The 25616-nt window shown below is 66.1% G+C and carries 25 protein-coding genes; 17 read left to right on the forward strand and 8 right to left on the reverse strand.

Annotated features, from left to right (window positions below):
• The 14 genes from SCA01S_RS22625 to SCA01S_RS18090 all read left to right on the forward strand — a co-directional run.
• Positions 1 to 567 (forward strand): major capsid protein (locus SCA01S_RS22625; RefSeq protein ID WP_369405417.1); only part of this gene is annotated, 567 nt, incomplete at its 5' end.
• A gap of 34 nt (positions 568 to 601) precedes the next feature.
• A complete protein-coding gene (locus SCA01S_RS18035; RefSeq protein WP_062787992.1) occupies positions 602 to 1045 on the forward strand; it encodes a Bbp16 family capsid cement protein in 444 nt (147 codons plus the stop codon).
• 71 nt (positions 1046 to 1116) lie between these two features.
• Positions 1117 to 2022, forward strand: a complete 906-nt coding sequence (locus tag SCA01S_RS18040; protein WP_157089033.1) for a hypothetical protein — start codon at positions 1117 to 1119, stop codon at positions 2020 to 2022.
• Positions 2023 to 2035: 13 nt separating this feature from the next.
• The gene (locus SCA01S_RS22360; RefSeq protein ID WP_157089034.1) at positions 2036 to 2203 is read left to right on the forward strand and encodes a hypothetical protein; all 168 of its coding nucleotides are present in this window, start codon (positions 2036 to 2038) and stop codon (positions 2201 to 2203) included.
• A 72-nt stretch (positions 2204 to 2275) separates the two neighbouring features.
• Positions 2276 to 2926 carry a phage connector family protein gene (locus SCA01S_RS18045; RefSeq protein ID WP_062787995.1) on the forward strand — a complete coding sequence of 217 codons (651 nt, stop codon included), beginning with the start codon at positions 2276 to 2278 and terminating at the stop codon, positions 2924 to 2926.
• Positions 2923 to 3573 (forward strand): hypothetical protein, encoded by a 651-nt coding sequence (locus SCA01S_RS18050; protein WP_062787997.1) that lies wholly within the window; start codon positions 2923 to 2925, stop codon positions 3571 to 3573. Before SCA01S_RS18045 ends, SCA01S_RS18050 begins: the two co-directional genes overlap by 4 nt.
• Positions 3573 to 5381, forward strand: coding sequence for a phage tail protein (locus SCA01S_RS18055; protein WP_062787999.1), 1809 nt, complete (start codon positions 3573 to 3575; stop codon positions 5379 to 5381). The genes SCA01S_RS18050 and SCA01S_RS18055 overlap by 1 nt, the downstream gene beginning before the upstream one ends.
• Positions 5378 to 5881 (forward strand): hypothetical protein, encoded by a 504-nt coding sequence (locus tag SCA01S_RS18060; RefSeq protein ID WP_062788001.1) that lies wholly within the window; start codon positions 5378 to 5380, stop codon positions 5879 to 5881. The genes SCA01S_RS18055 and SCA01S_RS18060 overlap by 4 nt, the downstream gene beginning before the upstream one ends.
• Complete coding sequence (locus SCA01S_RS18065) at positions 5881 to 6378, forward strand: hypothetical protein (RefSeq protein WP_062788002.1); 498 nt, start codon at positions 5881 to 5883, stop codon at positions 6376 to 6378. Before SCA01S_RS18060 ends, SCA01S_RS18065 begins: the two co-directional genes overlap by 1 nt.
• Positions 6379 to 6477: 99 nt before the next feature.
• Complete coding sequence (locus SCA01S_RS18070; protein ID WP_062788004.1) at positions 6478 to 8601, forward strand: hypothetical protein; 2124 nt, start codon at positions 6478 to 6480, stop codon at positions 8599 to 8601.
• A gap of 67 nt (positions 8602 to 8668) precedes the next feature.
• Positions 8669 to 8899 carry a hypothetical protein gene (locus SCA01S_RS18075; protein ID WP_062788006.1) on the forward strand — a complete coding sequence of 77 codons (231 nt, stop codon included), beginning with the start codon at positions 8669 to 8671 and terminating at the stop codon, positions 8897 to 8899.
• A 16-nt stretch (positions 8900 to 8915) separates the two neighbouring features.
• Positions 8916 to 9530: a hypothetical protein gene (locus SCA01S_RS18080; RefSeq protein ID WP_062788008.1), complete on the forward strand. Its 615-nt coding sequence runs from the start codon at positions 8916 to 8918 to the stop codon at positions 9528 to 9530.
• Positions 9527 to 9787 carry a Pam3-gp28 family putative phage holin gene (locus SCA01S_RS18085; protein WP_062788009.1) on the forward strand — a complete coding sequence of 87 codons (261 nt, stop codon included), beginning with the start codon at positions 9527 to 9529 and terminating at the stop codon, positions 9785 to 9787. The genes SCA01S_RS18080 and SCA01S_RS18085 overlap by 4 nt, the downstream gene beginning before the upstream one ends.
• Positions 9784 to 10302, forward strand: a complete 519-nt coding sequence (locus SCA01S_RS18090) for a hypothetical protein (RefSeq protein WP_062788011.1) — start codon at positions 9784 to 9786, stop codon at positions 10300 to 10302. The genes SCA01S_RS18085 and SCA01S_RS18090 overlap by 4 nt, the downstream gene beginning before the upstream one ends.
• Before the next feature lie 13 nt (positions 10303 to 10315).
• Here the strand turns inward: SCA01S_RS18090 and SCA01S_RS18095 are convergent, their stop codons facing one another.
• Both SCA01S_RS18095 and SCA01S_RS18100 read right to left on the reverse strand, forming a co-directional pair.
• Positions 10316 to 10744, reverse strand: a complete 429-nt coding sequence (locus SCA01S_RS18095) for a VOC family protein (protein ID WP_062788012.1) — start codon at positions 10742 to 10744, stop codon at positions 10316 to 10318.
• A gap of 55 nt (positions 10745 to 10799) precedes the next feature.
• The gene (locus SCA01S_RS18100; RefSeq protein WP_062788014.1) at positions 10800 to 11543 is read right to left on the reverse strand and encodes an SDR family oxidoreductase; all 744 of its coding nucleotides are present in this window, start codon (positions 11541 to 11543) and stop codon (positions 10800 to 10802) included.
• Positions 11544 to 11741: 198 nt separating this feature from the next.
• Between SCA01S_RS18100 and mtgA the strand changes: the two genes are divergently transcribed.
• Entirely contained in the window at positions 11742 to 12410 is a 669-nt protein-coding gene (mtgA, locus tag SCA01S_RS18105; RefSeq protein ID WP_084391118.1) for a monofunctional biosynthetic peptidoglycan transglycosylase, read from the forward strand.
• A gap of 349 nt (positions 12411 to 12759) precedes the next feature.
• Here the strand turns inward: mtgA and SCA01S_RS18110 are convergent, their stop codons facing one another.
• Together SCA01S_RS18110 and SCA01S_RS18115 are read right to left on the reverse strand one after the other, a co-directional pair.
• Positions 12760 to 15348 (reverse strand): TonB-dependent receptor, encoded by a 2589-nt coding sequence (locus SCA01S_RS18110; RefSeq protein WP_062788018.1) that lies wholly within the window; start codon positions 15346 to 15348, stop codon positions 12760 to 12762.
• A 412-nt stretch (positions 15349 to 15760) separates the two neighbouring features.
• On the reverse strand, positions 15761 to 16561 hold the full coding sequence (locus SCA01S_RS18115; protein WP_062788020.1) for a metallophosphoesterase family protein: 801 nt from the start codon (positions 16559 to 16561) through the stop codon (positions 15761 to 15763).
• A gap of 253 nt (positions 16562 to 16814) precedes the next feature.
• Here SCA01S_RS18115 and SCA01S_RS18120 point away from each other — a divergent pair, with 253 nt between their 5' ends.
• A complete protein-coding gene (locus SCA01S_RS18120; protein WP_054132461.1) occupies positions 16815 to 17609 on the forward strand; it encodes a TorF family putative porin in 795 nt (264 codons plus the stop codon).
• A 73-nt stretch (positions 17610 to 17682) separates the two neighbouring features.
• On the opposite strand, the gene SCA01S_RS18125 is transcribed toward SCA01S_RS18120, so the two are convergent.
• From SCA01S_RS18125 to SCA01S_RS18135, 3 genes are read right to left on the reverse strand one after another with little or no spacing between them, the layout of a single operon-like run.
• Positions 17683 to 19206 (reverse strand): efflux transporter outer membrane subunit, encoded by a 1524-nt coding sequence (locus SCA01S_RS18125; protein ID WP_245652762.1) that lies wholly within the window; start codon positions 19204 to 19206, stop codon positions 17683 to 17685.
• A complete protein-coding gene (locus SCA01S_RS18130; protein ID WP_062788022.1) occupies positions 19203 to 22388 on the reverse strand; it encodes an efflux RND transporter permease subunit in 3186 nt (1061 codons plus the stop codon). The genes SCA01S_RS18125 and SCA01S_RS18130 overlap by 4 nt, the downstream gene beginning before the upstream one ends.
• A complete protein-coding gene (locus SCA01S_RS18135; protein ID WP_062788024.1) occupies positions 22388 to 23626 on the reverse strand; it encodes an efflux RND transporter periplasmic adaptor subunit in 1239 nt (412 codons plus the stop codon). The genes SCA01S_RS18130 and SCA01S_RS18135 overlap by 1 nt, the downstream gene beginning before the upstream one ends.
• A gap of 261 nt (positions 23627 to 23887) precedes the next feature.
• Here SCA01S_RS18135 and SCA01S_RS18140 point away from each other — a divergent pair, with 261 nt between their 5' ends.
• Entirely contained in the window at positions 23888 to 25198 is a 1311-nt protein-coding gene (locus SCA01S_RS18140; RefSeq protein ID WP_062788026.1) for a dicarboxylate/amino acid:cation symporter, read from the forward strand.
• Between the two features lie 12 nt (positions 25199 to 25210).
• On the opposite strand, the gene SCA01S_RS18145 is transcribed toward SCA01S_RS18140, so the two are convergent.
• Complete coding sequence (locus SCA01S_RS18145) at positions 25211 to 25609, reverse strand: hypothetical protein (protein ID WP_062788028.1); 399 nt, start codon at positions 25607 to 25609, stop codon at positions 25211 to 25213.
• Positions 25610 to 25616: the final 7 nt, after the last annotated feature.

The raw sequence follows: 25616 nt of genomic DNA on the forward strand, positions 1-25616 counted from the left end.
TCCAACCCCAACGTGGTGAACGCGGGCGGCGTGCAGGCCGACAACGCCTCGATCTGGTTCGTCACCCACGGTGACATGCAGACCAGCGTGATCGTGCCGGATTCGGTGCCCGCCGGCGTGCAGCGCGAGGACATGGGCCGCCAGCGCGTGCTCGATGGCAACGGCAATCCCTATTACGTCAAGGAAGAGAAGTTCACCCAGCACATGGGGCTGTGCGTGAAGGACTGGCGCTTCAACGGGCGCATCGCCAACATCGACGTGTCGGACGTGGTGGCAGGGACGGTGGCGCTCAACCCCTTGCTGCGCAAGCTCTATTACAAGCTGCAGGGCCGCCGCGCCTATCACATGGAGCGCGAAGGCCAAGTCAGCCCGGGCCGCACCGTGATCTATATGAACCGCGTGCTGCTCGAAGCGCTGGACGCCGAAACCAGCAATGGCCGCAGCGGCGTGGACAACTTCGTGCGCCTGACGCCGATGGAAATCCAGGGCGAGGAAGTGATGACCTGGCGCGGCATCCCGATCCGCGAAACCGACGCGCTCGTCACCAACGAAGCGCTGGTCGCCTAAGCCGCATCGCCCCCTCCAATTGGGAGAATTTCGCATGATTTTCGACAATTCGCTGTTGCTGAGCGATGCCCAGGCGGTGACCGCCTCGGCCGCGTCGGCCAATGTCATCGACCTTGGCACCACCGGCACGCCGTTTGGCGCTACTGCCCCGCTGATCCGCGACTTGGGCCGTGGCCCGGAACTGGACCTGGCGGTGACGGTCACCCAGGCCTTTGCCGGGCTCACCAACCTGCAGGTGAGCGTGCAGGTTTCACCCGACAACGCCACCTGGACCACGGTTTCGAGTGGCGCGGTGGTGCCGCTGGCCAGCCTGGTTGCCGGCTATCAGTTCAAGGTGCCCGGCAGCATCGAGGAGGGCGTCAACGCCCGCTACCTGCGCCTCTATTACACCGTGGGCGGCAGCAACGCCACGGCCGGCAAGATCACCGCCGCGGTGGTGGCCAGCCGCCAGACCAACCTGGGCGTGGGCGGCCAGTAAGGCCAGCAGCCGGGTGCGCGCCAACACGCACCCGGCCTTGCCCGTCAGAACCCGTTACCAAGGAGATGCACATGGCAGCCGCCACCCAGAGCAGCTTTGCCGCCAACGGCGCCTGGCAAGACATTGCCGCCACGCTTACCGCCGCCGCCAACACCGACGTGCTGTTGCAGAACACCGGCCAGCAGCCGGTGAAGGTGTGTTTCGGCGGGGCGACCGCCCCGGCCAGCGACCTGGCCGGCGTGACGATCAATCCGCGCGGCACAATCGTGGGGAATGCCGCCAACGTGTGGGTCCGCTCTCCCGGCGGCACCAACCTGGCCGTGACCGTGGGCCATTCCGGCGGCGTATCGGGCAACGTCGCCAGCCTGGGCAACGTGGCGGCAGGCGCGGCCGATGCCGGCAATCCGGTCAAGGTGGGCGGGGTTTACAGCGCCACGCTGCCCACGCTTGCCGATGGCCAGCGCGGCAACATGCAGTTGACCAACAAGGGGGCCCTGGCCGTCACCTTATTCAGTTCTGCTGGCAGCGCGTTCACGGCCATTGCCCCGGCCAACGGCACGACCAACCCGTCGTATGCGCTCGCCGTGGCCGGCTTTGGCATGCAGCACAACGGCGCGACCTGGGACCTGGCCAAGAAGCCGGCCAGCACCAACCGGCTGCTGTCGGCCGCTGCAACCACCAACGCCACCAGCGTCAAGACCAGCGGCGCCGATCTGTTCCGCGTGCGCGGCCACAATGCCAGCGCCTCGGCGCGCTATCTCAAGCTCTACAACAAGGCTTCGGCGCCGACCGTGGGCACCGATACGCCGGTGGCGACCTATTACCTCGCGCCCTCGGCCCCGTTCGACATCGATTTCCAGACCGCGCTCTATTTCAGCGCGGGCCTGGCCTTTGCCCTGACCGGTGCGGCACCCGACAGCGACACCACCGCGCTCGCCGCCGGCGACATCCTGTGCCTCAACATCCACTACGCCTGAAGGAGAGCGATCCATGGCAATCTGGCGCCGCGACGACGACACCATCGGCGATCTGTTCGACGACGGGCTGGACCTCAAGCCCGGCGAGGAAGGCTTTACCCGCACCCTGGCGCGGGATCATTTCGGCACCGACGCCTTCAGCTATGTCGGCACGCCCGATTGGCAAACACCGGCGGGGTGATGCCTGCCCTGCGCCGGCAACCTCCGCGCGCTGCGCGCCCCCCAACATCGTGATGGTCGCAAGGACAAGCCCATGGCCCAACTGATCGACATCTGTAACCGTGCCCTGGCGCAGATTGCCGCCGGGCAGATCGCCGATTTTGCCGAAGGCAGCATCGAGGCGCGCGAAGCCAACCGCTTTGCCAAGCCGCTGCTGGCCGAACTGGCCGAATGGGCCCCTTGGCCCTGGGCGCGCGCACGGATCGCGCTGGCCGAGATCGCCAACGATCGGCCGGCGGAATGGCTGCATGCCTATGCTGCCCCCACCAACCTGTCGCAGCCGCTCGCCGTGCGCGCGGTAGAGGACGATGCCGCCACGCTGCCTGCTGGCGGCGCGTTCCCCTTTCCGCTGCAGGACGCAGCGCCGCTGGCGTTCCTGTATGAAGCGGGGCGCATCTATACCAACGTGGCCAATGCCACGCTGGTCTATGTGCGCAGCAACGTGACCGCGCCCGAACTGCCGCCGCTGGTGGCGCGCGCGTTCGAGCTGGAACTGGCGGCGCGCCTGGCCCTGCCGGTGAAGAAGGACGCCAGCGCAGCCCAGGCCCTGGCCCGCGCGGCCGAACTGGCGCGGATGCGGGCAATCGCCGAAGAGGCCAACAAGCGCGGGGACCGGCCCGCACGCTATGTCAGCGAGGCGGAAATGGCGCGGGCTGGCCTGTCGTTCCTGGGAGACCCGGCATGATCGGCGCCCGCACCGCGCAGGCCAATTTCTGCCGTGGCGAGCTGGGCCCGCAGCTCTATGGCCGGTTCGACGTGGACGCCTGGGGCACCGCCCTGCGCAAGGCGCGCAATGTCATCGTGCTCAAGTACGGGGGCATCGCCAAGCGGCCGGGCACCGAACTGGTGGCCGAAGTGCTTGATCCGACGCAGCCGGTGCGGCTCGTGCCGTTCCAGTTTTCATTGAGCCAGACCTATGCGCTGGAAATGGGCCAGGGCTATATGAGCCCCTGCGCCGGCGGCGGCCGCATCCTGGAAGAGGAACTGGCGATCACCGCGATCAGCAACGCCAGCCAGGCATTGGTAGAGGTGGCCTATCACGGCTTTGCCGTGGGCGACCGCTTCTACATCAGCGGCTGCGCGGGTGACATGGGCGCGCTGCTCAACGGGCGGGCGTGGACGGTGGTGGCAGTGACCGATGCCAGCCATTTCCGCATCGATGCCGATACCCGCGCCGTGGCGCTGTTTGCCGGCTGCAGCGGCGGCACCACCCGCAGCGCACCGCCCGTGGCGCCAGCCGCCCCGGTGGTGCCACCGGTGAACCCTGCACCCACCCGCCCGGCGATCTATTTCGGCGGGTCGGGCCAATTCGGCGGAAAGGCCTGGTACTGATGGGCGGCGCACGCATCTACAAGGTTGGTTCTCCCTATAACGGGGTGGAACTGGCCGAGCTCGATTTCGAGCAGACCGCCGATACGATGTATCTGGCCCACATCGATCATGCGCCGGCCAAGCTGGTGCGCGCCGGGCATACCGACTGGTCGTTTCGCAACGTGACCTTTGCCCCCACCATGGCCGCGCCGACCAGTTGCGGCGCCGCGGCAACGGTTGCCAATACCGATAGCAGCAATGGCAATGCCGCCTATTTCCCACAGGGCGCCAGCTATTGCGTGACAGCGGTGAACGATGACACCGGCATGGAAAGCCGCGCCAGCAGCCAGTCCACCGCCACCAACGATCTTTCGCTCAAGCGCAATTTCAACACGATCAGCTGGCCTGCCGTGGCCGGGGCAACGCGCTACAACGTCTACAAGGCCGACAATTCGCAGTTCTTCGGCTATATCGGCACGACGCAAAGCACCACGTTCCGCGACGACAACATCGCCCCCGCGCTCGATCGCGCGCCGCCCCAGGCGGCCAATCCGTTCGCCGGAGCAGATGATTATCCCTCCACCGTCACCCTGTTCGAACAGCGGGCGATCTGGGCGCGTACGCGCAACGTGCCGCACGGCATCTGGGCCACGCGCAGCGGGCAGCTGGAGAACATGGACCGATCGCGGCCCTTGCGGGCAGACGATTCCATGGCGTTCACCATCGTGGCCGGCCGGGTCAATTCGGTAAACCAGCTGGTCACCACCACCAGCCTGCTGGCGCTGACATCGGACAGCGTGTTCCACATCGATGGCGATGGATCGGGCGGCGTGCTGGATGCCACGCGCCCACCGGCCACACGGCGCCAGATCGGGCGCGGATCGTCGCGGCTCTCGCCTTTGGTGATCGACAATGTGGTGTTCTACCAACCCAGCGTGGGCCGCACGGTGCGCACGATCGGCTATGATTTCACCATCGACGGCCTGAAATCCAACGACGTCTCGATCTTCTCGCCGCATTTCTTCGAGGGGCTCGGCATCGTTTCCTGGTGCTATGCCCAAGAGCCGCGCAGCGTGGTCTGGGCCGTGCGCGAGGATGGCAAGCTGGCCTGCTTCACCTGGGAGCAGGAGCAGAACGTGTGGGGTTGGACCCTGTGCGAAACCGACGGCAAGGTCTTGTCGGTCTGCGCCATTGCCGAGGACGGGGAAGACCGCGTCTATCTGGTGGTGGAACGCGTGATCGGTGGCGAGGCCCGTCGCTTTGTCGAACGCATGGCGAGCCAGACCTGGTCCGACGTGAACGATGCCTGCTATCTCGATTGCGCAGTGCGGGGGCAATTTGATGCACCACGCACCCGCTTTACCGGGCTGTGGCATCTGGAAGGGCGCAGCGATATTGCCGGCCTGGTTGATGGCGTGGCCGTTGCCGGGCTGACCGTGGCCAATGGCACGATCGACCTGCCCGCCGGCATGGGCGGGGCCACGCAGGTGATCTTCGGCATCCCCTATCAGGTGGATTTGGAAACCCTGCCGATGCGCCTGTCGACCAGCACCGGCAGCAGCGTGGGCCGCATCTGCCAGGCAGGGCAAGCCGTGCTGACCCTGGCCGATACCCGGCAGATCACCGCCGGCATCGATGCCGATCACCTGTTCCCGGTGAAATCGCGCCGTGACGAGGCATGGAGCGCGCCCGATGCGCTGATGAACGGGGAATACCTCGTTAATCTCGACAATCGCGCGCGCGACGATTGCGCCATCTGGATCCGCCAGAACGCGCCGCTGCCGTTCACCCTGCTGGGCGTGGCAATCGACCCGGTGATGGGCGGATGACCGGGCCAGGCAGCGATGATCTCAGCATCGTGCCGGCCCAGCGGCGCCATATCGGCTTTCTGGCCCGGCACATGCGCGCGATCGACCAGGCCGAATGCCGCGCCATGGGGCGCGAGCCCAAGGCGGCGCTGCGCCATGGCCTGATCGCATCGCACCGCTGCTGGACCGCGCTGGTGCGCGGACAGCCGCACGCCATGTTCGGCGTGGTGGTGGAATGCGCCGTGGCCGGGCGCGGCGTGCCATGGTTCCTGGGCACTGACGAAGTGTGGCGCCACGGCCGCGCGCTGGTGCGCCTGGGCCCGGTGATCCTGGCCGAAATGCACGATTCAAGCGCGGTGCTGGCCAACCTAGTGTCTGCCGACAACGTCCGGGCGATCCGCCTGCTTACGCGATGGGGTTTCACCCTAGACCACGACACCGTGCGCGTGGGCGACATGGCGTTTCGCCGCTTCGCCCGCCAGCGCCCGGCCCTTTCCTTTCTGCAACAGGAGAATGCCTGATGTGCGGCCCTGCCCTTCCCATCTTTGCCGCTGGCCTCGCCGTGGCCGGCCAAGGCATCAGCACGATCAGCGCCATCCACCAGGCGCAGTACCAGCGCGATGTCGCGCTGCGCCAGGCTGACCTGCAGCGCAGCGCGGGCCGCGATGCCCAGGCCGAAACCAACCGCGCGATCCAGGACCAGTATCGCCAGATGGCCGCCGATGAAGGCCGCCAGCGCGTGGCCGCTGCCGCCGGTGGCGTGGGCGTTGAATTCGGCACCGCCGCCGAGGCGGTGGACAGCACCCGCCTGACCGGCAGCGCACGCGTGGCAGATATCGCGATGCAGGGCGCCGGCGCCGTGCGCCAGACCGACGCCGGCGCAGCCTTTGCCATGGGGCGGGCCAGCGCCGCTTCTGCCCAGGGCCAGACCGCGTTGATGAGCGGGCTGGTCGACATGGGCCAATCCGTGCTGTCCGGCGTGCGCCAGTACGGCGCGGTGCGCGCCCGCATCGGCTGAACGCCCGCTCTTTTCCACCCATCCTGACCGTCTGCGCGCCTGCAGCCCCGCCCTTGCCCGGCGGCCGGTGACGCGCGCCTTGCAAGGACATCGTTTGCCATGGCCGTTTCCACCACCAACGCCTTTGACGGGCCATTCAGCGCCAATGGCGTGACGCGTTCGTTTCCCTTCACGTTCACCGCGCAGGACACTGGCGATGTCGCCGTGCTGCTCGACGACCAGCCGATCACCGATGGCTATAGCGTGGAGCTGTACGAAGGTGGTGGCGGCACGGTGACTTTCGCCGTGGCGCCAGGCCCCGGCAAGCTGGTGGTGTGGCTCGATCCCGATTTCACCCAGACCACCGCGTTTGAAAACGGATCGGCCTGGCTGGCCGCGCCGGTCAACCTGGCCAATGATCGCGCCGCGCTGCGCGACCAGGCGCTGTCACGCGATCTCAAGCGGTGCATGCGCATCCCCTTGGGCGAAAACGCCGGGACACTGCCCGCCGCGGCCAAGCGCAAGGGCAAGTACTTTGCCTTTTCGCCGATCGACGGCACGGCCGTTCTGGCCGATGCGGTGAACGGCGATGCGCTGTTGCGCGCCGACATGGCCAGCACCGATGCCAACAAGGGCGCCACGCTGGTGGGCATGCCCGGTGGCGGCATGCTGCATGAAACGATCGTGCCGTGCACCACCCGCGCCGCGCTGGCCGCACGGGCCAACCGCTCGGTCATGGTCTATCTGCTCGAACCGGGGCGCCAGGGCTATTTCTACTGGTCGCCGGCCGACCTGTCTGCCGCGGTGGCGGCCGATCCGGCACAAGCCTTCTATGTGCCGGCATCGACCGGATCGAGCGGCGCCAACGGGGCGTGGGTGCGCGCGGCGGTGCGCCCGGGCGTTGCCAACCTCACCTGGTTTGGCAATCCGGGCGATGGCAGCGTCAGCGATGCCCAGGCCGAAGCGGCCATGGTCGCCGCCTTTGCCTGGCTCAACGCCGTGGGCGGGCGCACGCTGGAAGTGCCGGCGGGTGTGTTCACCTATACCAGCGACAAGCGCATTACCGCCAATTCCGCGATGATTCGCGGTTCCGGGTGCCGCTTCCTGGCCAAGAACAGCGCGCGCCTGCTGATCGGCTTTGCCGATGACAGCACCATGGTGAACGGCCGGGTGGTCAAGGCGGGGATCAAGGCGATCGGCGTCAAGCTGGTCAATATCGCGTTCCTGCCCGCCGACGGGCATTACGGCTCGATCGTGACGCTCGATTTTTGCGATGAAACCACGCTCGATAACGTGGAAATCAGCATGTATTCCTCGGTCAATGACGTGACCGGGTTGGAATGCCGCTGGACGCAGTGGGTCTATCTGCGCCGGGTCAAGATCAACGTGAACTCTCGCGCGGTGTGGATCCGGCTGCAACCCTCCAACATCCAGAACGAAGATCACTATCACTTCAGCGATTGCCTGTTCTACATCGGCAAGCTGGTCAATCCTCCCAACCCCGCCCCGCTGTCGTGCGTGCAGGTGGAAAAGGAGCTGGGCAACACCTATGGCATCTTTGAATTTTCCATGCGGGGCTGCCATTTCCTGGGCATTCCCAACGATGCCGCGCGCCGCGTCAGTGCCATTGCCGTCAAGAACGCGGCCAGCGGTGACAGCCGCGCGATCCACCGCCTGAGTGTCTATTCCTGCTTCTTCGAAGATGTCTGGTACGGGTTCGATGGCAACCGCTTCATCGGCGCCCCCGACGGCTATGACACCTCTCGCCTGAGCTTTTACGGGTGCAGCTTCCTGCGCTTTGGCGTGGCGGTCTATGGCAAGGACTATTCGAAGAATGCCGCAGACTTCGCCGGCTGCTACCTGCTGCAGGGTGTCAGCGCGACGGACGGCGCGATGGGCCGCTTTTCGCACAACAACGTGCTGGAAGCCCTGAGCGCGCCCTTTGCCAACGGCATTACCCGCAACCGCTTCACCGACAAGAACATCGGCGACATGGCCGCCAGTTCTGCCGGCCGCCTGCGCGCGATGGGCAGCGTGGCGGTGGCCGCAACCGATACCTATGCGGTGATCAACCATGGCCTGGCCGCTACGCCGACCAAGGTGGTCTATTGGACCATCGCCGACAACACGTGGAAGCCGTCGGTTGGCACCACGGCACTGGGCAGCTCCAGTTTCAATGCCAACTTCACGCCACCGGGCGTGGCCGCCACGCTCTATTGGGAAGCAGAAGTGGCATACCTGTGATGCAGCCAAGCCGCGCGCCGGCCGCCCACCAGGCCACCATCGCAATCATCATCACGGGGGCCCGCCGATGACCAGCCAGGAAGATCTGCACCGCGACATGGGGCGCATGGAAGGAAGGCTCGACGCGATGGAAGACAGCCTCGATCGCATGGCCGCCGCGCTGGAACGCATCGATGCGCGACTGGCCAAGATTGAGGCGCGCGAAAGCGCGCGGCGCGGCGCCTATGCCGCGCTGACCGCCCTGGCCAGCACGCTCTCCGCCATCATCGCCTGGGGCGTGAGCGCGCTGGCGCACTGAAGCGAAAGACCACACCATGATCGACGTGACAAAGCTGCAAACGCGGCTGATCGCGGCTGGCTACGATATCGGCGCTGCCGATGGCGTGGCGGGCGGTCGCACGATGGCAGCCCTGCTGGCCGCCGTTGCGGGAAGGCCGATGGCCGCGCTGCGCCCCCTGGGAAGCGCCGCGGCGATCCATCTGCCGGCAGCGGGGCTGATGGCAAGCGTTGCCCGCCTTGCCAACTTCCTGGGCCAGGCCGCCCATGAAAGCGGCGGCTTTCGCGCCCTGGTAGAAATCTGGGGGCCGACCTTGGCCCAGGCCGGCTACCAGGGGCGGCTTGACCTTGGCAACACCACACCCGGCGATGGCTTTGCCTATCGTGGGCGCGGGCTGTTCCAGATCACCGGGCGGGCGGTCTATCGGGCGATGGGCACGGCGCTTGATCTGCCGCTGGAAGCGCAGCCCGATCTGGCCGCCCAACCCGACATCGCCGTGCGCACGGCCTGCGCATTCTGGGCGGCGCGCAAACTCTCCGACCTGGCCGATGCCGGCCAGGACGATGCCATCACCCATCGCATCAACGGCGGCAGCAACGGCATTGACAGCCGTCGCCGGTTGGTTGCCCGTGCCAAGGGATTGCTGCTGTGATCGCGAACGCTCCGCTGGAAATTCCTGCCTCGCCCCGGCCCTATCAACTTGCGGTGCTGGTGCGCCAAGTGCTGCCGCCGCTGGTGGCCTTTGCCGTGGGCCGTGGCTGGCTGGCCAATGACAGCGCCACGCTGGTGACGGCCTTGGCCGCCATCGTCCTGCCGATCGCCGATGGCCAGCGGCGCAGCCTGCGCCGCAGCCGCGCCCTAGCGCGCCTGGGCGCAATCGTGCCCGACAGCGTGGCGGTGGTACGGTGATCGCACTCGCCTGGATGCTGCCCCTGCTGCGCCGCCTGGCGCCGTGGATCGGCATGGTGCTGCTCGCGCTGGCCTGCCACCATTTCGCCACGCTGGCCCGCCTGCGCGCGCAAGACCTCGCCAGCCAGGCAGCCAGCTATCACGCTGCCCAGCGCGCAGCCCAGGCCCAGGCGCAGGCCGCCCTGGCACGCGACGCAGAACGCTATCGCCAACTTGCCCATGTCGAGGAGACACGCCATGATCAGGAACTGGAAACGGCACGCGCTGCCGCTGTGCGTTTTGCTGCCACTCACCGCGTGCAGCCCGTGCCCGCTACCGGTGCAGGCGGCACACCCTTTGCCGCCGCCGCGCCCCATCCTGCCGGCATTCGTGAAAGCCTGCCCGCCGCTGGTATCGTGGTATCCCAGGACGACGTGCAGGCCTGCAGCGAAGTAACCGCCTATGCCCTGTCACTGCGCGACTGGGCACTGGATGTCAGCGCGCCCACCGTGGCGTTGCCGGCGGGCGCGCCCTGACCATGTCCTGGATTTACCAGGTGCCGGTGTTGGGCATGCTGGCCCAGGGCTCGGCCGGATCCAGCCGCCCGTTCTGCAGCAGTTCCACCGAGATGCCATCGGGCGTCTTCACAAAGGCCATGTGCCCATCGCGCGGCGGCCGGTTGATCGTGATCCCGGCATCGGCCAGCGTCTGGCAGGTGGCGTAGATATCTTCGACTTGGAACGCCAGATGGCCAAAGTTGCGCCCGCCGGCATAGGCTTCGGCGCTGCCATCCTCGGCCGGCCAGTTGTAGGTCAGTTCCACTTCGTAATCCTGGCCCGGCGCGGCCAGGTAGATCAGGGTGAAACGGCCCTGCTCGCTGGAAAAGCGGCGCGTTTCCTGCACGCCGAGCAGGTTGAAGAACGCAATCGTCGCATCAGGATCGGTCACCCGGATCATGGTGTGCAAAAACTTGGTCATCGTCTGGTGGCTCCGTTCAAAGCGATGAAATTCATGCGCCGCGCAAGGCGGCCGCTCAGTGCCCGTTCAGCTGGGCGAACAGCGCGTCGAACCTGCCGTCGCGCTCGGCATGGCGAAACGCCAGCGTGTTGGGCACGCAGATTTCAACCGGCGTGGGCACCTGTGAGAACAGATCCATCACCTGGGCGATATAGGTATCGAGCGGCAGATAGCCTTCGCGGCTTTCCTGGCCTGGCGTCAGTCCGGTCTGCACGGCGGGCGGGGCCAGCTCGATGACGTCCACCTGGCCGGTCAGTTGCGCACGCAGCGACTGGGTATAGGAATGCATCGCCGCCTTGGTCGCGCTGTAGGTCGGGGCCGCTGCCAGCGGCACGAATGCCAGGCCCGAGGTGACGTTGACGATTACCGCATCGGCCTGCTGCGCCAGGTGGTTGACCAGGGCATCGGTCAGGCGGATCGGGGCAAGCAGATTGGTCACCACCGTGGCCTCGGCATCGGCCAGATCGCGCGTGCCGCGCAGATCCTCGAACCGCATGATCCCGGCATTGTTGACCAGAACATTGAGCGCGGGAAAGCGCGCCGTCACTTCGGTGGCAAAGCTGGCGACTGCGGCGGCGTCGGTCACGTCGAGCACCATGGCGTGAAGCCCGTCGCGCCCGGCCACGGTTTCTTCCAGGGTGGCCAGCGTGCGGCCGGTGACGATGACGGTGTTGCCCGCCGCATGCCAGGCCTGGGCGAGTGCGCGCCCGATGCCGCTGCCCCCGCCGGTGACGAGGATGGTGTTGCCGCTGGTTTTCATGAAGGCGATCCTTTTTATGTCGCGTGCAAAGTGGGGGCTGGCCCTACTGATGGCAACGCCCTGCCCGAAAGTTTGCGCCGCCATGCGCGCGGTGGAAGCATCCCGTGGCGTCGCCGGATTGATTGCCTTTCCGCAGCGCGGCATAAGGCGGGCATGTTCAAGCACCTCATGCCCTCCCGCCCGTCCCAGGAACGCTCCATGGCCTGGCGGCTCGGCTGGTGGCTGGGCCGCGCCATCGTCGTGTTCCTGGTGGGCAGCGTGCTGTGGGTGCTGATCTACAAGTGGGTGCCGGTGCCGATCACCGCCACGATGCTGATGGACGGCAACAGCATATCCAAGGACTGGACGCCGCTGACGCGAATCGACCGCACGATGGTGGACGCGGCGATCGCGGGCGAGGATTCGCGGTTCTGCACCCATCACGGGTTCGATCAGGCTGCCATGCTCCAGGCATTCGAACGCAACCAGCAGGGCGGCCGGATTCGCGGCGGCTCCACCATCAGCCAGCAGACCGCCAAGAACGTGTTTCTGTGGCAGGGCGGTGGCTATTTCCGCAAGGGCCTGGAAGCGTGGTTCACCGTGCTGATCGAGCAGATCTGGGGCAAGCGGCGGATCATGGAGGTCTATCTCAACGTCGCGGAAACCGGCATCGGCACCTATGGCGTGGAGGCCGGCGCCCAGCGCTATTACAACAAGGGCGCGCTGCACCTGTCACGGATCGAGGCCGCGCGAATCGCTGCGGCCTTTCCCCAGCCCAAGGTGCGTGAAGTAACCGGCGCGAGCGGCTTTGTGCGCCGCCATGGCAATGCCATTGCCGCGCGGTCTTCGGTGGTGCGCGGCCAGTACGATACCTGCGTCTACCAATAATGGCGGAAAGGCCGCCTCCCGGTGGCGGGAGACGGCCCCTCCAGCGTGTAAGCCGAGCCGCCGGATATCACATCTTTGGCAGGCAGGGCTTGCCCCCTTCTTGCCGCAGGATCACGCATTCAACCGGAACAACAATGCTGCAGAGCACAACGCCGATAGCGGGCATTCGTTCCCGGCTCGCATTAGGCCGAGCCTAGAATGCCGCAGTTGGCCCAGTTCTGGATAGTGCAGTGCAGCACGACTGGTCGTATCATGCGCGCATCCCGGCGCAGCGGCGGACCGCAATGAAAAGCCCGCCGCCATCCGAAGGGATGACGGCGGGCTTTTTAGCCAGCTCTGTCCGAAAGGATCAGAAGCCGAAGCTGAGCGTCGCGATCAGCGTGCGCGGCGGGCTGAGCTGCGCATAGGTGATCGGGTTGCCATTGGTCGCCTGGCTGAGCAGCGTGCCGTCAAAGCCGCCGACATAGTTCACGTCGAACACGTTGGTGACGTTGAGCTGCAGGAACGTGCGTTCGTTGAACATCTCCGCCACCTTCGACAGAGCCAGCTTCGCGTCGAGATCGACGACGGTGTACGGGCGCGTCTTGGCCGGGAAGATTTCCAGCTTGCCGCCGCTGTTCACGTAGAACGGCAGGTTCTGGTCGTTCACATAGCGCGGACCGGTGCGCTTGGCCTGCACGCCCAGCGAGAGCGGGCCGACCGTACCGTCGACACGGCCACCGAAGGTGTAGACCGGGGCGCCGGATTCACGCTTGCCAGCCGTCTGGTAGAACGCCTGGGTGCCGGCCGCGGTGCAGCCATACATGCCCAGCGTCACGTTGGCCGCAGAGCAGGTCCCGGCATCGACGTTGTCGCGGATCTTCGAGTGCAGGTACGAACCGAACACGTAGAACGAGAGATCCTTGGTCGGCGCGTAGGCCAGCGAGCCGTCGAAGCCATACTTGTCCACGCGGCCGAGGTTGCGATAGATCGAAACCTGGAGATCGCGGTCAAACGCCGAGGCGAGACGGTTCTGGTAGATGGTGTACCAGGCCGAAACCTGCGCCAGCAGCGGGCCGGAACGGAAGCGCACGCCGGCGTCGAAGTTGTCGGTCGTTTCCGGATCGGGCTTGGCTGCAGCATTGTTCAGCGGGAAGTAGAACGAGTTGTACAGGTTGTCCGTACCCGGCACCTGCAGACCCTTCGAATAGTTGGCAAAGATGCTGGCCGACGGCGCCACCTTGAGCGTGAAGCCCACGGTGGGCAGCGGCTTGCTGTAGGTGAACACGCGCTGCTGCGGTGCGGCCCAGCCGCTGGTCGGCAGGCCGGCCGCGGTCACGACATAGGGGTTGGCGGCAGCATTGGTCGCCAGATCGCCCGAGGTGGCATAGCACGCCACGCCGCCGCTGGCGCCAGTGGTGAAGCACTTGTTGTTCAGGTTGCGCTTCATGAACGGCATGCGCAGGCCGATGTTGACCGACAGCGCATCGAACGTGCCGCGATATTCCGCCGAAACCTGGTGCAGGATCGCATAGGACAGGCGGTTGCGCTTCTGGACGATGTTGCCCTTGGCGTCCGTCAGCGCGTTTTCCGACGGGAAGTAATCCACCCCGAAGCCGTTGGTGTAGAGGTTGCCCAGTTCACCGGTCTGCTTGTGGCGGCCGCGGTCATACGAATAAGCCACGCGGATCGTGTTGTTCGGGTTGATGTCGTACCGCAGCGAGGCGAGCAGGCCGAGACGCGCGGTCTTGGTCTGGCTCGGCGCCAGCAGGCGCACGGTGTCGCGCAGATCGCCGTCGCCGTTGAGATCACGGCCGAAGTAGTAGTTGCTGCCATTGAAGCCGAGCGTGCCGTTGGGTGCTGCCGCTTCGGTCGCCACCACGGTGCCGCCACCGTTCGCGCTGGTCCACTGGATCGACGGATCGACCGTCAGCACCAGGCCATCGGCCAGGGTGAAGCGCGTGTTGATGCGCACGTTGGCCGTGTCCGACGGGTTATAGCGGTATTCGTAGTCAGAACCGCACGAGTTGGCCACATCGGCAACGCCGGCGTTGGCAGCCGCGGTGGTGCAGCGGGCTTCCTGATAGAAGCGCTCGTCACCGTTGAGCGGATAGCGGTTGGCCGACGAACCACCCACAACGCGCGAACCGTAGTTTTCGGTCCACATCGGCACCGAGCCGAAGAAGTTGTTGCGGTTCTTGTTGTAGTGGCCGGCGATCGAGATGAAGTCGCCGTTGCTGCCCAGCGGCTGATAGAGCTTGGCGTTGAACTGCTTCTTGTCGATCTTGCCGATACCGCCGAACACGGCGTTGTTGGTCGCGCTCGACGCCGTGATCCAGCCACGCAGGCCCGAGGCCGTCAGGTTGCCGGTGTCAACTTCGCCATAGATGCGCATGAAGTTGAAATCGCCCACCGAACCCAGCATGCGCGCGTGGAAGTCTTCGGTCGGCATGCGCGAGCGATAGTTGACGGTCGAACCCGAAGCGGCGGCCGTGGGCGAGTCGACGTCGGTGGTGCCGAGGTTGACGTTGACCTGCTCGATGATTTCGGGGTCAAGCTGCTGGTTTGAATAGAGGGCATAGTTGCCGGTGTCGTTCAGCGGCATGCCGTCGAACGTCTGCGAAATGCGGGTGTTGTCAAAGCCGCGGATGAACAGCTTGCCGCCGGCCGAACCGAACGGATCGTTGTTCTGGAAGCTGACGCCCGGCACCAGGTTGATGATGTCGTTGATCGTCTGGCCCGGCGTCTGGTGGGCGATGATCGTCTGGTCGAGAACCTGCTTGGCCTTGGGCGTGTCGGGCAGCTGAACGCCGTTCACCGACTTGGCGGCATGGCCGCTGACCACGATGGCCTGCTGTTCGAAATCGACCGAGCCGGTGGACTGGGCAAAGGCGGGCGTGCTGGCCAGAGCCATGCCCAGCGCCAGCATGGAGCCGGCAGTAAAGTGCGAGCGGTGCATTGGTGTCCCCGTTGCGTGTAATCAGTCGCCGCGATGCAACGACAGAAAGATGATCCGTCCCCGCTGCCATCAGACGACCCGACGCATGGCAGGGCGCCGGCACAAATCTTCCACGCGCCGGCAGGCCTCCCTGACCGGTTTCTTGTGACACGAAAATGACAAAATTTCTGCAATTTTTACTTGATTTTGGCGTTCGCGACAAAATGCTTCAGGATCAAGCGCGCAGTCTTGCCAATCATTTCAAGTGAAAGCATTCCGGCGCAACGATGGTGCAGATTGTGGCGGCTTCGCAACAACAGCAAAGAATTTGCGCAAGTGCGAAACATTTGGCACCAAAGCAAACGCTTGTGCCAAGACCAGCCGCGGTTTGCGGTGAAATCCGCCTGGCGTTACGGTCCGGCGGCGGCGCCCATCAGGCGGCAGCCTCTGCCGATTCGTCCTGCGCCACCAGCAGCCAGCGCTCCGCGCCTTCCAGCCCGACGGCAGTCAACCGACCCGAGGCATAGGCGCCGGTATCAATGCCGACACGCAGCGGCGAAAGCTCCGGCTCGTCGACGATGGTATGGCCATGCACCACGGCGAAATTACGCGGGGTGCGGTCGGCGATGAACTCCCCGCGAATCCAGCGCATGTCGCCGGGCACCTGTTCGTCCAGCGCCACGCCGGGGCGGATGCCGGCATGCACGAAGACATAGTCTCCGATGCGAATCTGGTCTTCCAACCCGCGCAGGAATGCGATGTCGGCCTGCGGCACGAAATCGGGCATCGCGGCACGCAGTTCTTCCAGCGTCATCCGCGCATAGTCTTCGGGATCAATCGGATAGCTCAACAGCGTTTCCCGGCCACCATGGCGCAGGAAATGGCGCAGGGTTTCATCGCGCTCGAACGCGCCCAGGAACATTTCCTCGTGATTGCCGGCCAGGATGCGCACACGGCGGCGCTGCGCCCAGCTTCTGGCCCGGTCGATCACGCCCGCGCTATCGGGCCCACGATCGATCAGGTCGCCCAGCAGGATAACCGTGGTTTTCACCACGCCTTGCCCGCTGCGTGCCGCATCGTCGGCTTCAATGAGGCCGATCATCTGCTCGAACAGGTCGAGCCGGCCGTGAATGTCACCCACCGCATAGACGCGTTGGCCCGCAGGAACCAGCGTGGGCGGCGCAGGCGGTTCTGCCCGCGCCCCGGAAACGAGTGACTTTAGCAACTTCAGCATGCACCGGCCGTGACGATCATTCGCCAAACTATATGGGTGCTGCCACGGCGCAGACAAGCGCCAGAAACACTATGATGCACAAAAGACACATTCCAGAACGAGAATGCCACGGTCGGCGGAATGGTCTTGTGCAACGCAGCAGGCGGCGGCATCCAGATAAGTGCAAGTCGTCAACCAGCCCGCGCAAGAAAGAGGCCGGGGCGATTTGTGCAGGCGGGGCGACGCGTCAAAGACAAAATTAAAGAGGTATTTCATGCGTACGTCCATCAAGTCGCGCGTGGCCAAGGTCGCCACGGCGTTCAGCCTTGCCGTGCTTGCCGGCTATGCCGTGCCTGCCATGGCCGACGAGACCGCGCCCCCGAGCGATTTCAAGGTGACTGGCGCCGCCGGCGTCATCAGCCAGTACCGGTTCCGCGGCATCTCGCAGTCCAACAACCTGCCGGCCGTCCAGGGCACGCTGACCCTGTCGCACAGCTCGGGCTTCTACGTGTCGACCTGGGGTTCGAGCGCTTCGCCCAGCCCGGCGGTCAACATCGGCGGCACCGAAATCGACGTCTATGGCGGTTTCACCCACGGCCTCAGCAACAGCGGCGTGACCGTCGACGTGGGCCTCTATGGCTACATCTATCCGGGTGCGCCGGGCCTCAACTTCTATGAAGTCTATGGCTCGCTGTCCAAGGCGCTCGGCCCGATCAACGCCAAGGCCGGTATCAATTTCGCCCCGCACCAGAAGAACCTGGATGTCTATGCCACGCGCACCGACACCTACGTCTATGGTGAACTGTCGGGCGCCATTCCGAACACGCCGTTCACGATCCACACCCACCTGGGCCACACCGGCGGTTCGTTCAACTATACCAAGGAATACATCGACTACACCGCCGGTGTCAGCACCGCGTGGAAGAACCTGACGCTCGATTTCTCGGTCGTCGGCACCAACGTCAGCCGCCAGGATGCCGCCAACAATCCCTTCGCCGGGGTTTCGGGCGAGCAGATGTATCGCGCCGGCAAGACGGTTGGCGTGGTCTCGCTGATGGCCTCGTTCTGATCGCGTAACGTCGTTCGCCCAAGGGCAACAGGGGAAAGCCCGCGTCGGATCACCGACGCGGGCTTTTACCGTTTCAGTGCCCGGTTGCCGCTGCGCCTTGCGGCGTCTGCAGGCCGCCACCCAGCGCCACGAACAGGCCCACGGTGTCTGACAGGCGCGCTGCCTTGGCTGCCACGTATTGCGCCCGCGCGGTCTGCGCCACGGCGCTGGCGTTGAGCACCTGCAGCGTGCCCACCCCGCCCAGCTGCAACTGCCGCTTGACGAAGCCCAGGCTGGCCGAAGCCGCCGAATCGCCACGCTGCGCGATCGACAGCGCGGTGGCGTCGGCCGACAGCGCGGTCAGCGCATTGCTGACATCCGCAAAGGCCTGCAGCGCCGTGCCGCGATAACCGGCCTTGGCCGCATCCAGGGCATGCTCGGCCGCCTGCTGCTGCCGCTTGAGCGAGCCACCATGGAAGATCGGCGCGGCCAGGGCGCCCAGCAACTGCCAGAACGGATTGCCATCGGCAAACATCCGGCCGAAGTCTTCCGCCGTGCCGCCCGCCGTAGCCGACAGCGTGAGCTGCGGCAGGCGCGCAGCCATGGCCACCTTCACGTCGGCCGCCGCGCCTTCCAGCGTGGCCGCTGCCGCCGCCACGTCGGGCCGGGTCTTGAGCAACTCGGCCGGCAAGGCCATTGGCAGGTCTGCCGGCAGCGTCAGGTCTTCCAGCGCCGGCATGGCCGCGCCGTTGTCGAACACCGGCATGCCCGGCGCCTTGCCGATCAGGATCAGCAACGCGGCCTGGTTGGCGGCACTGGCGCGCACCAGCGGCGGCAGCGTGCCTTCCACCGCGGCCAGCGCGGCTTCCTGCGCGGCCACGTCGGCATGGCCCACCGCGCCCAGCTTTTCGCGCTGGCGCAGCAGGTCCAAGACCTGGCGACCGCTGGCAATCGCATCGCTGTTGGCGGCAATTTCGGCATCGAGCGCCGCGTTCTGGATCACCGCCAGCACCACGTTGGCCGCCACCATCGAGCGCGTGGCATCGGCCTGGGCCTGGGCCACGGCCGCCGCCGCCTTGGCCGATCGCACCCGCGCCGCGCCGCCGCCGAACAGGTCGGGGGAATAGCTGACGCTGACCTGCGCGGTATGCAGCGAGAAGACCTGTGGATTGGGATCGGCGATCGGGGTGGACAGGCTGCGCGACAGGCGCTGCCGCTCGCTGGTCAGCCCGGCATCAAGCTGCGGCAACAGCGCGCCCCGCGCCACGCCGATCAGCGACTGCGCCTGGGCCACGCGGGCCTGGGCGGCGGCGAGATCGGCATTGGCCGTCAGCGCGCGATCCACCAGGGTGTTGACCGCCGGGCTGCGGAACGCCTGCCACCAATCCTTGGCCACTGCCGTGCCGGGGTGAACCACCTGCGATTGCCCATCGCCGGTGATCGGCTGGTTGAGCAGATCGGGCGGCGCGCTGCCCGCCGGGGTGGGCGGCATCGGCACCGCCACGGTATTGACCACCGGCGGCGCCTTGGCCGCACCGGCCGTAGCCAGCATGGTGGAGGCCAGCAGCATGCCACTGGCCAGGGTGCCCAGCGAACGGCGCATCGGGAAACGGATCATGCCGGCTCTCCTTCATGCGGCATTGCGGTATCACCAGCATCGGTATCGGCCCCGGCGCGCTTGCGCGGCCCGGCGACCCGGCTGGAGAAACGGTTGATGAGCAGGGGCAGGATCAGCAGGATCAGCACCGGGGCCAGCGTCATGCCGCCCACGACCACCAGGGCCAGGGGCTTTTGCACCTGGCTGCCGATGCCAGTGGCCACCGCCGCCGGCGCGAGGCCGATCGCCGCCACCAGGCAGGTCATCAGCACGGGCCGCAGCGAATTGGTGGTGGCGTGGCGCAGCGCATCAAGCCGTGCCATGCCTTCGTCCATTGCCTGGTTGAAGCTGGTCACCAGCAGGATGCCATCCATCACCGCGATCCCGAACAGCGCCACAAAACCGATCGCTGCCGAGATCGAGAACGCCGTGCCGGTGAGCATCAGGCCCAGCACGCCGCCCACTACGGCCATCGGAATGACCGAGAAGGCCAGCAGCGTATCGCGCAGCGAGCGGAAGTTGGCATAGAGCAGGCCGAGCATGAGCAGCAGGCTCAGCGGCACAACGATTTCCAGGCGCGCCACCGCGTTCTTGAGATTGCTCATCTCGCCCGCCCATTCCAGGCTATAGCCGGCGGGCAGCACCACATTCTTGGCAATGCGGGCCTGCGCTTCCTCCACCGCGCTGCCCAGGTCGCGGTCACGCACCGAGAACTTGATCGGGATGTAGCGTTCCTGGTGTTCGCGATAGATGAAGCTGGCGCCGGTGGTCAGGCGGATATCCGCCAGTTCCGACAGCGGCACAGAGATCGCCGTGCCATCGGGCGCGGTGGCCCCCACAGTGATGCGCTTGACCGCTTCCAGGCTGTCGCGCTGGTCGGCTTCCAGGCGCACCATGATCGGGAAGTGGCGATCGGTGTGCGGCTCATAGAGGTCGCCCGGCGAGGTGCCGCCGATGGCGGCCTGCACCGTCTGGTTCACGTCGTCCACGCTCAGGCCATAGCGCGCGGCCTTTTCGCGATCCACGTCGATGCGCACGGTCGGCTGGCCCAGCGACTGGAAGATCCCCAGGTCGGTAATGCCGCGCACCTTGGCCATCTGGTCACGCAGCTGGCCGGCAATCTTCTCCAGCGTCACCAGGTCGGGGCCGAACAGCTTGACCGAGTTGGCGCCCTTCACCCCCGATGCGGCCTCTTCCACGTTGTCCTCGATGATCTGCGAGAACGAGAAGTCGACGCCGGGATAGCGCGATTGCAGCTTGGCCGAGAGATCGGCGACCAGCTTTTCCTTGTCCATGCCCTTGGGCCATTCATCGAACGGCTTGAGCGGCACGAAGTATTCCACGTTGAAGAAGCCGGTGGCATCGGTGCCGTCGTCCGGGCGGCCGTGGGCGGAAAGCACCGCGGTCACTTCGGGGTATTGCATGATGTCACGGCGGATCGCGCGGGCCACCGGCTCACCCGCATCGAGCGAGATCGCCGCCGGCAGCGTAGCGCGGATGTACATGTTGCCTTCTTCCAGGTGGGGCAGGAATTCCACCCCCAGCGAGCGCACGCCGACAAAGGCGCCGATCACCATGATCGCGGCCGCGCCGATCGCCAGCAGCTGGTTGCGGAAGCAGAACGCCGCGGCCGGTTCGTAAACCCGGCGAATGCGCGCCACCAGCCAGGTCTCGGCCTCGTCCAGCTTGTCGGGCAGCATCATCGCCGAAAGCACCGGCGCCACGGTGAACGTGGCGATCAACCCGCCGATGATGGCATAGGCATAAGTCTTGGCCATCGGGCCAAAGATGTGCCCTTCCACGCCGGTCAGCGTGAACAGCGGCAGGAAGCTGGTGATGATGATCGCGGCGGCAAAGAAGATGCCGCGGCTCACTTCGTTGCTGGCCGCCAGGACCGAGCCGATGCGGCTGGCAAAGGTATAGCGCCCGCCTTCATGCGTTTCCACATGGTGCGATCGCTCGGCCATGTGGCGGAATATGTTCTCCACCATGATGACGGTGGCATCCACCACCAGGCCAAAGTCCAGCGCCCCCACCGACAGCAGGTTGGCGCTTTCCCCCTGCACCGTCAGGATCAGCACGGCAAAGGCCAGGGCAAAGGGAATCGTGGCCGCCACGATCAGCGCGCTGCGCAGATTGCCCAGGAACGCCCACTGCAGGAAGAAGATCAGCAGGACGCCGGCAACCAGGTTTTCCATCACGGTGCGCGTCGTCACGCCGATCAGTTCAGACCGGTCATAGATGCGTTCGAGATGGACGCCCGGCGGCAGCACGCCCGTGCTGTTGATCTTCTGGACTTCGGCTTCCACCGCCTGGATCGTCGGCATCGACTGCGCGCCACGACGCATCAGCACGATGCCCTGGACGATGTCGTCATCGCCGTTAAGGCCGGCGATCCCGTTGCGCGGCATGTTGCCGATCTTCACCGTCGCCACATCGCGCACCAGCACCGGGGCGGTGCCATCACGGCCCACCGGGGTGGTTTCCAGCGCATCGACCGACTGGATCAGGCCGATGCCGCGCACGATCGCGCTCTGCGCGCCAAAGTTGATGGTCTGGCCGCCGACGTTGGCATTGGCCTTGCCCAGCGCGGCGATCACCTGCGCCACGGTCAGGTGGTGGGCCTGGAGGCGGTTGTTGTCGACCACGACGTCATAGCTGCGCAGCTTGCCGCCCCAGCCGGTCACGTCGACCACGCCTGGAATGGCGCGAAAGCGGCGTTGCAGCACCCAGTCCTGCAGCGTCTTCAAGTCTTCAACCGAATAACCCTTGGGCGCGGCAATGCGATAGCGATAGATTTCGCCCACCGGGCTGGTCGGCGAAATCGTCGGCACCGCGCCGCCCGGCAGCTGGGGCAGCTGCGCCAGGCGGTTGATCACCTGCTGCTGGGCTTGCTCGTAATTGAAATCATAGGTGAACTGGATCTTCACGTCCGACAGGCCGAACAGCGAGATCGCGCGGATCGCCGTCATGTGCGGCAGGCCCGACATCTGCACTTCGATCGGAATCGTGACGTTGCGTTCCATTTCCTCGGCCGAAAGGCCCGAAGACTGGGTCACGATTTCCACCATCGGTGGCACGGGGTCGGGATAGGCTTCGATGTTGAGATTGTAGAACGCGATGCCGCCCGCCACGAGCATCAGCACGAAGAAGGCGACAATCGTCAGGCGCTGGCCCAGCGCATAGCGTACCAGCTTGACCATCAGTCGAGCCCCGCTTCGTTCACGAAGATGGCGCCCTGGGTCACGACCTTTTCACCCGGGTTGAGGCCGGAAATGATCGTCACGCGGCCATCGTGGCTTTCGCCGGTCGTCACGTCGCGCGCCTTGACGCGGCCGTGGCCCAGCCACACCCACACGCGGGCGCTGTCACCCTCGTGGATCACTGCCTCGGCCGGCAGGCTGAGCAGGTGCGGGGTCACCGGGGCCGTCGAAACTTCCTTCTCGGGCGTTTCAATGGTGAAGTTGGCAAACATCTGCGGCTTCAACGCGCCATCGGCATTGGGAATCGTGGCGCGCACCTGCAGGCGGTGCGACACCGGATCGATCTGTGCGCCGACGTTGTCGATCGTTGCGTCAAACGTGCGACCGGGGAATGCCGTGGCGGTCACCACTACCTTGTCACCCAGGTGCACGCGCGATGCGTCGCTTTCGGCCACTTGCGCCACCAGCCACACGCGCGACAGATCGGCGATCAGGAACGCCGGCTGGCTGCCGGCGGCATTGGCGCCACCGGCCACATACTGCCCCTGCGCGATCGAGCGGGTCACCACCACGCCACCGATCGGCGCGCGCAGCACGGCATTGCTGCCAGCACCCGTGCCGGCGCCGAACACGCCCAGCTTGGCCTGGGCGGCGGTCACCGCGGCATTGGCAATGCCCAGTTGCGATTGTGCGGCCACCAGGTCGCTGCGCGCCTGCTGCAGATCCTTCAACGCGCCACCGGCGGTGCGATAGATTTCCTCGGCGCGCTGGGCGTTTTCGGTCGCCACGCGCACTTGCGCCGATGCGCTGGTGCGCTGCGCCAGGGCGGCAGCCAGGGCGTTGCGCGCATCGGCGATGTCGGTGGTGTGCACCGAGAGCAGCGGGCTGCCGGCCTGCACGCGATCGCCGTTCTGCACGAAGACCTGCTGCACCTGGCCCGAATAGGGCAGGAACACCGGGGTCGAGCGCGTTTCGTCCACCGTGATCTGGCCGCTGGCGCCCGTGCGGGCATAGCCATCGTCCGCGCCGGCCGTTTCGATCTTGAGGCTGGCCACCTGGCTGTCGGTCAGTTGCACTTCGCCGGCCGGCAGCGGGGCCGCCACCGGCTCGGGCTGGTGCATCCAGGAACGCAGGGCAGTGGCTCCTGTCGCCACCAGGGCCACGGCGGCAACCGACAGGGCCAGAACCCTGATCTGCTTGGCACGGGACATCTGCGGCACGGCGTGTTCGAAATTCATGGCGCGCGGTCTTCTCTTCGGTCCAAAGATGGCAGCTTGTCTATCAACCGTTGCAGGCGAGAGACAGGCCGATGCTGCCCTCTGGCCCACGCCGCCTGTCCGCGCCACTAGCGGTCTCGTTAAATTACCGTAATGCAGGCCATCCGGCGTGCCCGGCCCGCCGATCGCCCGCGCATCCCACCGCGGCGTTGTGCAATCTGTCCACGCCGCCTAGGGTCTGCCACCAGACCGTCACACCTGAAACAATTTGCGGAGCATCCCTTGGCCCGGCGCCTTACGCTTTACATCGTCATCGCCATGATCCTGGGGATCGCCACGGGCTATGCCCTCAACCGCGCGCTGCCGGCCGACAGCCCAACGCTGGCGACGGCCGCCGAAACGCTCAAGCTGCTGCCTGATGTGTTCCTGCGCCTGATCAAGATGATCATTGCGCCGCTGATCCTGGCCACGCTGGTTTCGGGCATCGCCGGCATGGGGGACAGTGCGGCGCTGGGTCGCATCGGCGGCCGGGCGCTGGGCTGGTTCATCACCGCCTCCCTGGTGTCGATCAGCCTGGGCCTTCTGCTGGTCAATCTGTTCCGCCCCGGCCATGGCTTGCAGTTTGCCGCCTCGGCCAAGGTCGGCGATCTCGCCACCGCCGATTTCACCGTGCACCATTTCGTGCTGCAGATCGTGCCGACCAGCCTGCTCGATGCCATGGCGCAGAACAACGTGCTGCAGATCCTGGTGTTCTCGCTGTTTGCCGGCCTGGCGCTGTCTGCCATCGGCGAAAAGGGCGCGCCGCTGCTGCGCGGGGCAGAGGCGCTGGCCAGCCTGATGCTGACGATGACCGACTATGTGATGAAGGCCGCGCCGCTGGCCGTGTTCGGCGCGCTGGCGGCGGTGGTCGCCACCAAGGGCCTGGGCATCATCGTCACCTATGGCGTGTTCGTGTCGGAATTCTATTTCGCGCTGCTGCTGCTGTGGGGCCTGCTGCTCGGCCTGGGCGGCATCTTCCTGGGCAAGCGCGTGCTGCTGCTGGCGCGCTATATTCGCGAGCCGGTGCTGCTGGCCTTTTCCACGGCCAGTTCGGAAAGCGCGCTGCCGCGCCTGTTCGAACAGCTCGACCGGTTCGGCGTGCCGCGCCGCATCTCGGGCTTCGTGCTGCCGCTGGGCTATTCGTTCAATCTCGATGGCTCGATGATGTACACCAGCTTTGCCACGATGTTCATCGCGCAGGCCTATAACATCCCGCTGTCGTGGCAGCAGCAGATCGCCATGCTGCTCACCCTCATGGTCACGTCCAAGGGCATCGCCGGGGTGCCGCGCGCCAGCCTGGTGGTGATCGCCGCCACGCTCACCCAGTTCGGCCTGCCGGTCGAAGGGATCGCCTTGCTGCTGGGGGTCGATACCTTCCTCGACATGGGCCGCACCGCCACCAACGTGGTGGGCAACGCAGTGGCAACAGCGGTCATCACCCGCTGGGAAGGCATGCTGCAGGTGCCGCTCGATCCCGATGCCCCGGCCCCCGTGCCACCGCACGATACGCCCGAGCACGGCCGGCGCGGCCTGCATCTCGACCAGGGGCAGTAACGGCGAAACAGGCTATTTCGCCAGAGTCACCGGCTGAAACTGGCCCAGCCCGCACGAACCGCGCGGGCCGCCGCCTGGCCCGGTCTGCAACACGGTGATCACGTCCACGCTGCACAGCTGCGCCTGGCTGGTGGCATAGCCAAACGTCTGCTGGAACCCCAGGCCATAGCAGCGCTGGGGCAGCGTGTTGCGATACCAGCGGCTGCCGACGCGGAAATCGATCGTCCAGTCGTCGCGCACCCGGCTTTCGCTGATCTGGCTGAGCGGAATGCAGCTTTCCGCCCGGCCGATCGGGGTGGCGGCAGGGGTCTTGGGCGAATGGCCATCGGCGCCAGCGCTGCGCGGCCCATCACCGGGCGTGCAGGCCGCCAGAGCGATCAGCAAGGCGGCAACCGGGATCGAACGAACCATGGCACTC

It is taken from the genome of Novosphingobium capsulatum NBRC 12533 (assembly GCF_001598375.1).
In the GTDB taxonomy this organism is placed as follows: domain Bacteria; phylum Pseudomonadota; class Alphaproteobacteria; order Sphingomonadales; family Sphingomonadaceae; genus Novosphingobium; species Novosphingobium capsulatum.

Excerpts from the sequence above, each read along its gene's own strand:
- SCA01S_RS18035 (WP_062787992.1), top strand. The coding sequence starts at position 602 with ATGATTTTCGACAATTCGCTGTTGCTGAGCGATGCCCAGGCGGTGACC.
- SCA01S_RS18040 (WP_157089033.1), top strand. The coding sequence starts at position 1,117 with ATGGCAGCCGCCACCCAGAGCAGCTTTGCCGCCAACGGCGCCTGGCAA.
- SCA01S_RS22360 (WP_157089034.1), top strand. The coding sequence starts at position 2,036 with ATGGCAATCTGGCGCCGCGACGACGACACCATCGGCGATCTGTTCGAC.
- SCA01S_RS18045 (WP_062787995.1), top strand. The coding sequence starts at position 2,276 with ATGGCCCAACTGATCGACATCTGTAACCGTGCCCTGGCGCAGATTGCC.
- SCA01S_RS18050 (WP_062787997.1), top strand. The coding sequence starts at position 2,923 with ATGATCGGCGCCCGCACCGCGCAGGCCAATTTCTGCCGTGGCGAGCTG.
- SCA01S_RS18055 (WP_062787999.1), top strand. The coding sequence starts at position 3,573 with ATGGGCGGCGCACGCATCTACAAGGTTGGTTCTCCCTATAACGGGGTG.
- SCA01S_RS18060 (WP_062788001.1), top strand. The coding sequence starts at position 5,378 with ATGACCGGGCCAGGCAGCGATGATCTCAGCATCGTGCCGGCCCAGCGG.
- SCA01S_RS18065 (WP_062788002.1), top strand. The coding sequence starts at position 5,881 with ATGTGCGGCCCTGCCCTTCCCATCTTTGCCGCTGGCCTCGCCGTGGCC.
- SCA01S_RS18070 (WP_062788004.1), top strand. The coding sequence starts at position 6,478 with ATGGCCGTTTCCACCACCAACGCCTTTGACGGGCCATTCAGCGCCAAT.
- SCA01S_RS18075 (WP_062788006.1), top strand. The coding sequence starts at position 8,669 with ATGACCAGCCAGGAAGATCTGCACCGCGACATGGGGCGCATGGAAGGA.
- SCA01S_RS18080 (WP_062788008.1), top strand. The coding sequence starts at position 8,916 with ATGATCGACGTGACAAAGCTGCAAACGCGGCTGATCGCGGCTGGCTAC.
- SCA01S_RS18095 (WP_062788012.1), bottom strand. The coding sequence starts at position 10,744 with ATGACCAAGTTTTTGCACACCATGATCCGGGTGACCGATCCTGATGCG.
- SCA01S_RS18100 (WP_062788014.1), bottom strand. The coding sequence starts at position 11,543 with ATGAAAACCAGCGGCAACACCATCCTCGTCACCGGCGGGGGCAGCGGC.
- mtgA (WP_084391118.1), top strand. The coding sequence starts at position 11,742 with ATGGCCTGGCGGCTCGGCTGGTGGCTGGGCCGCGCCATCGTCGTGTTC.
- SCA01S_RS18110 (WP_062788018.1), bottom strand. The coding sequence starts at position 15,348 with ATGCACCGCTCGCACTTTACTGCCGGCTCCATGCTGGCGCTGGGCATG.
- SCA01S_RS18115 (WP_062788020.1), bottom strand. The coding sequence starts at position 16,561 with ATGCTGAAGTTGCTAAAGTCACTCGTTTCCGGGGCGCGGGCAGAACCG.
- SCA01S_RS18120 (WP_054132461.1), top strand. The coding sequence starts at position 16,815 with ATGCGTACGTCCATCAAGTCGCGCGTGGCCAAGGTCGCCACGGCGTTC.
- SCA01S_RS18125 (WP_245652762.1), bottom strand. The coding sequence starts at position 19,206 with ATGATCCGTTTCCCGATGCGCCGTTCGCTGGGCACCCTGGCCAGTGGC.
- SCA01S_RS18130 (WP_062788022.1), bottom strand. The coding sequence starts at position 22,388 with ATGGTCAAGCTGGTACGCTATGCGCTGGGCCAGCGCCTGACGATTGTC.
- SCA01S_RS18135 (WP_062788024.1), bottom strand. The coding sequence starts at position 23,626 with ATGAATTTCGAACACGCCGTGCCGCAGATGTCCCGTGCCAAGCAGATC.
- SCA01S_RS18145 (WP_062788028.1), bottom strand. The coding sequence starts at position 25,609 with ATGGTTCGTTCGATCCCGGTTGCCGCCTTGCTGATCGCTCTGGCGGCC.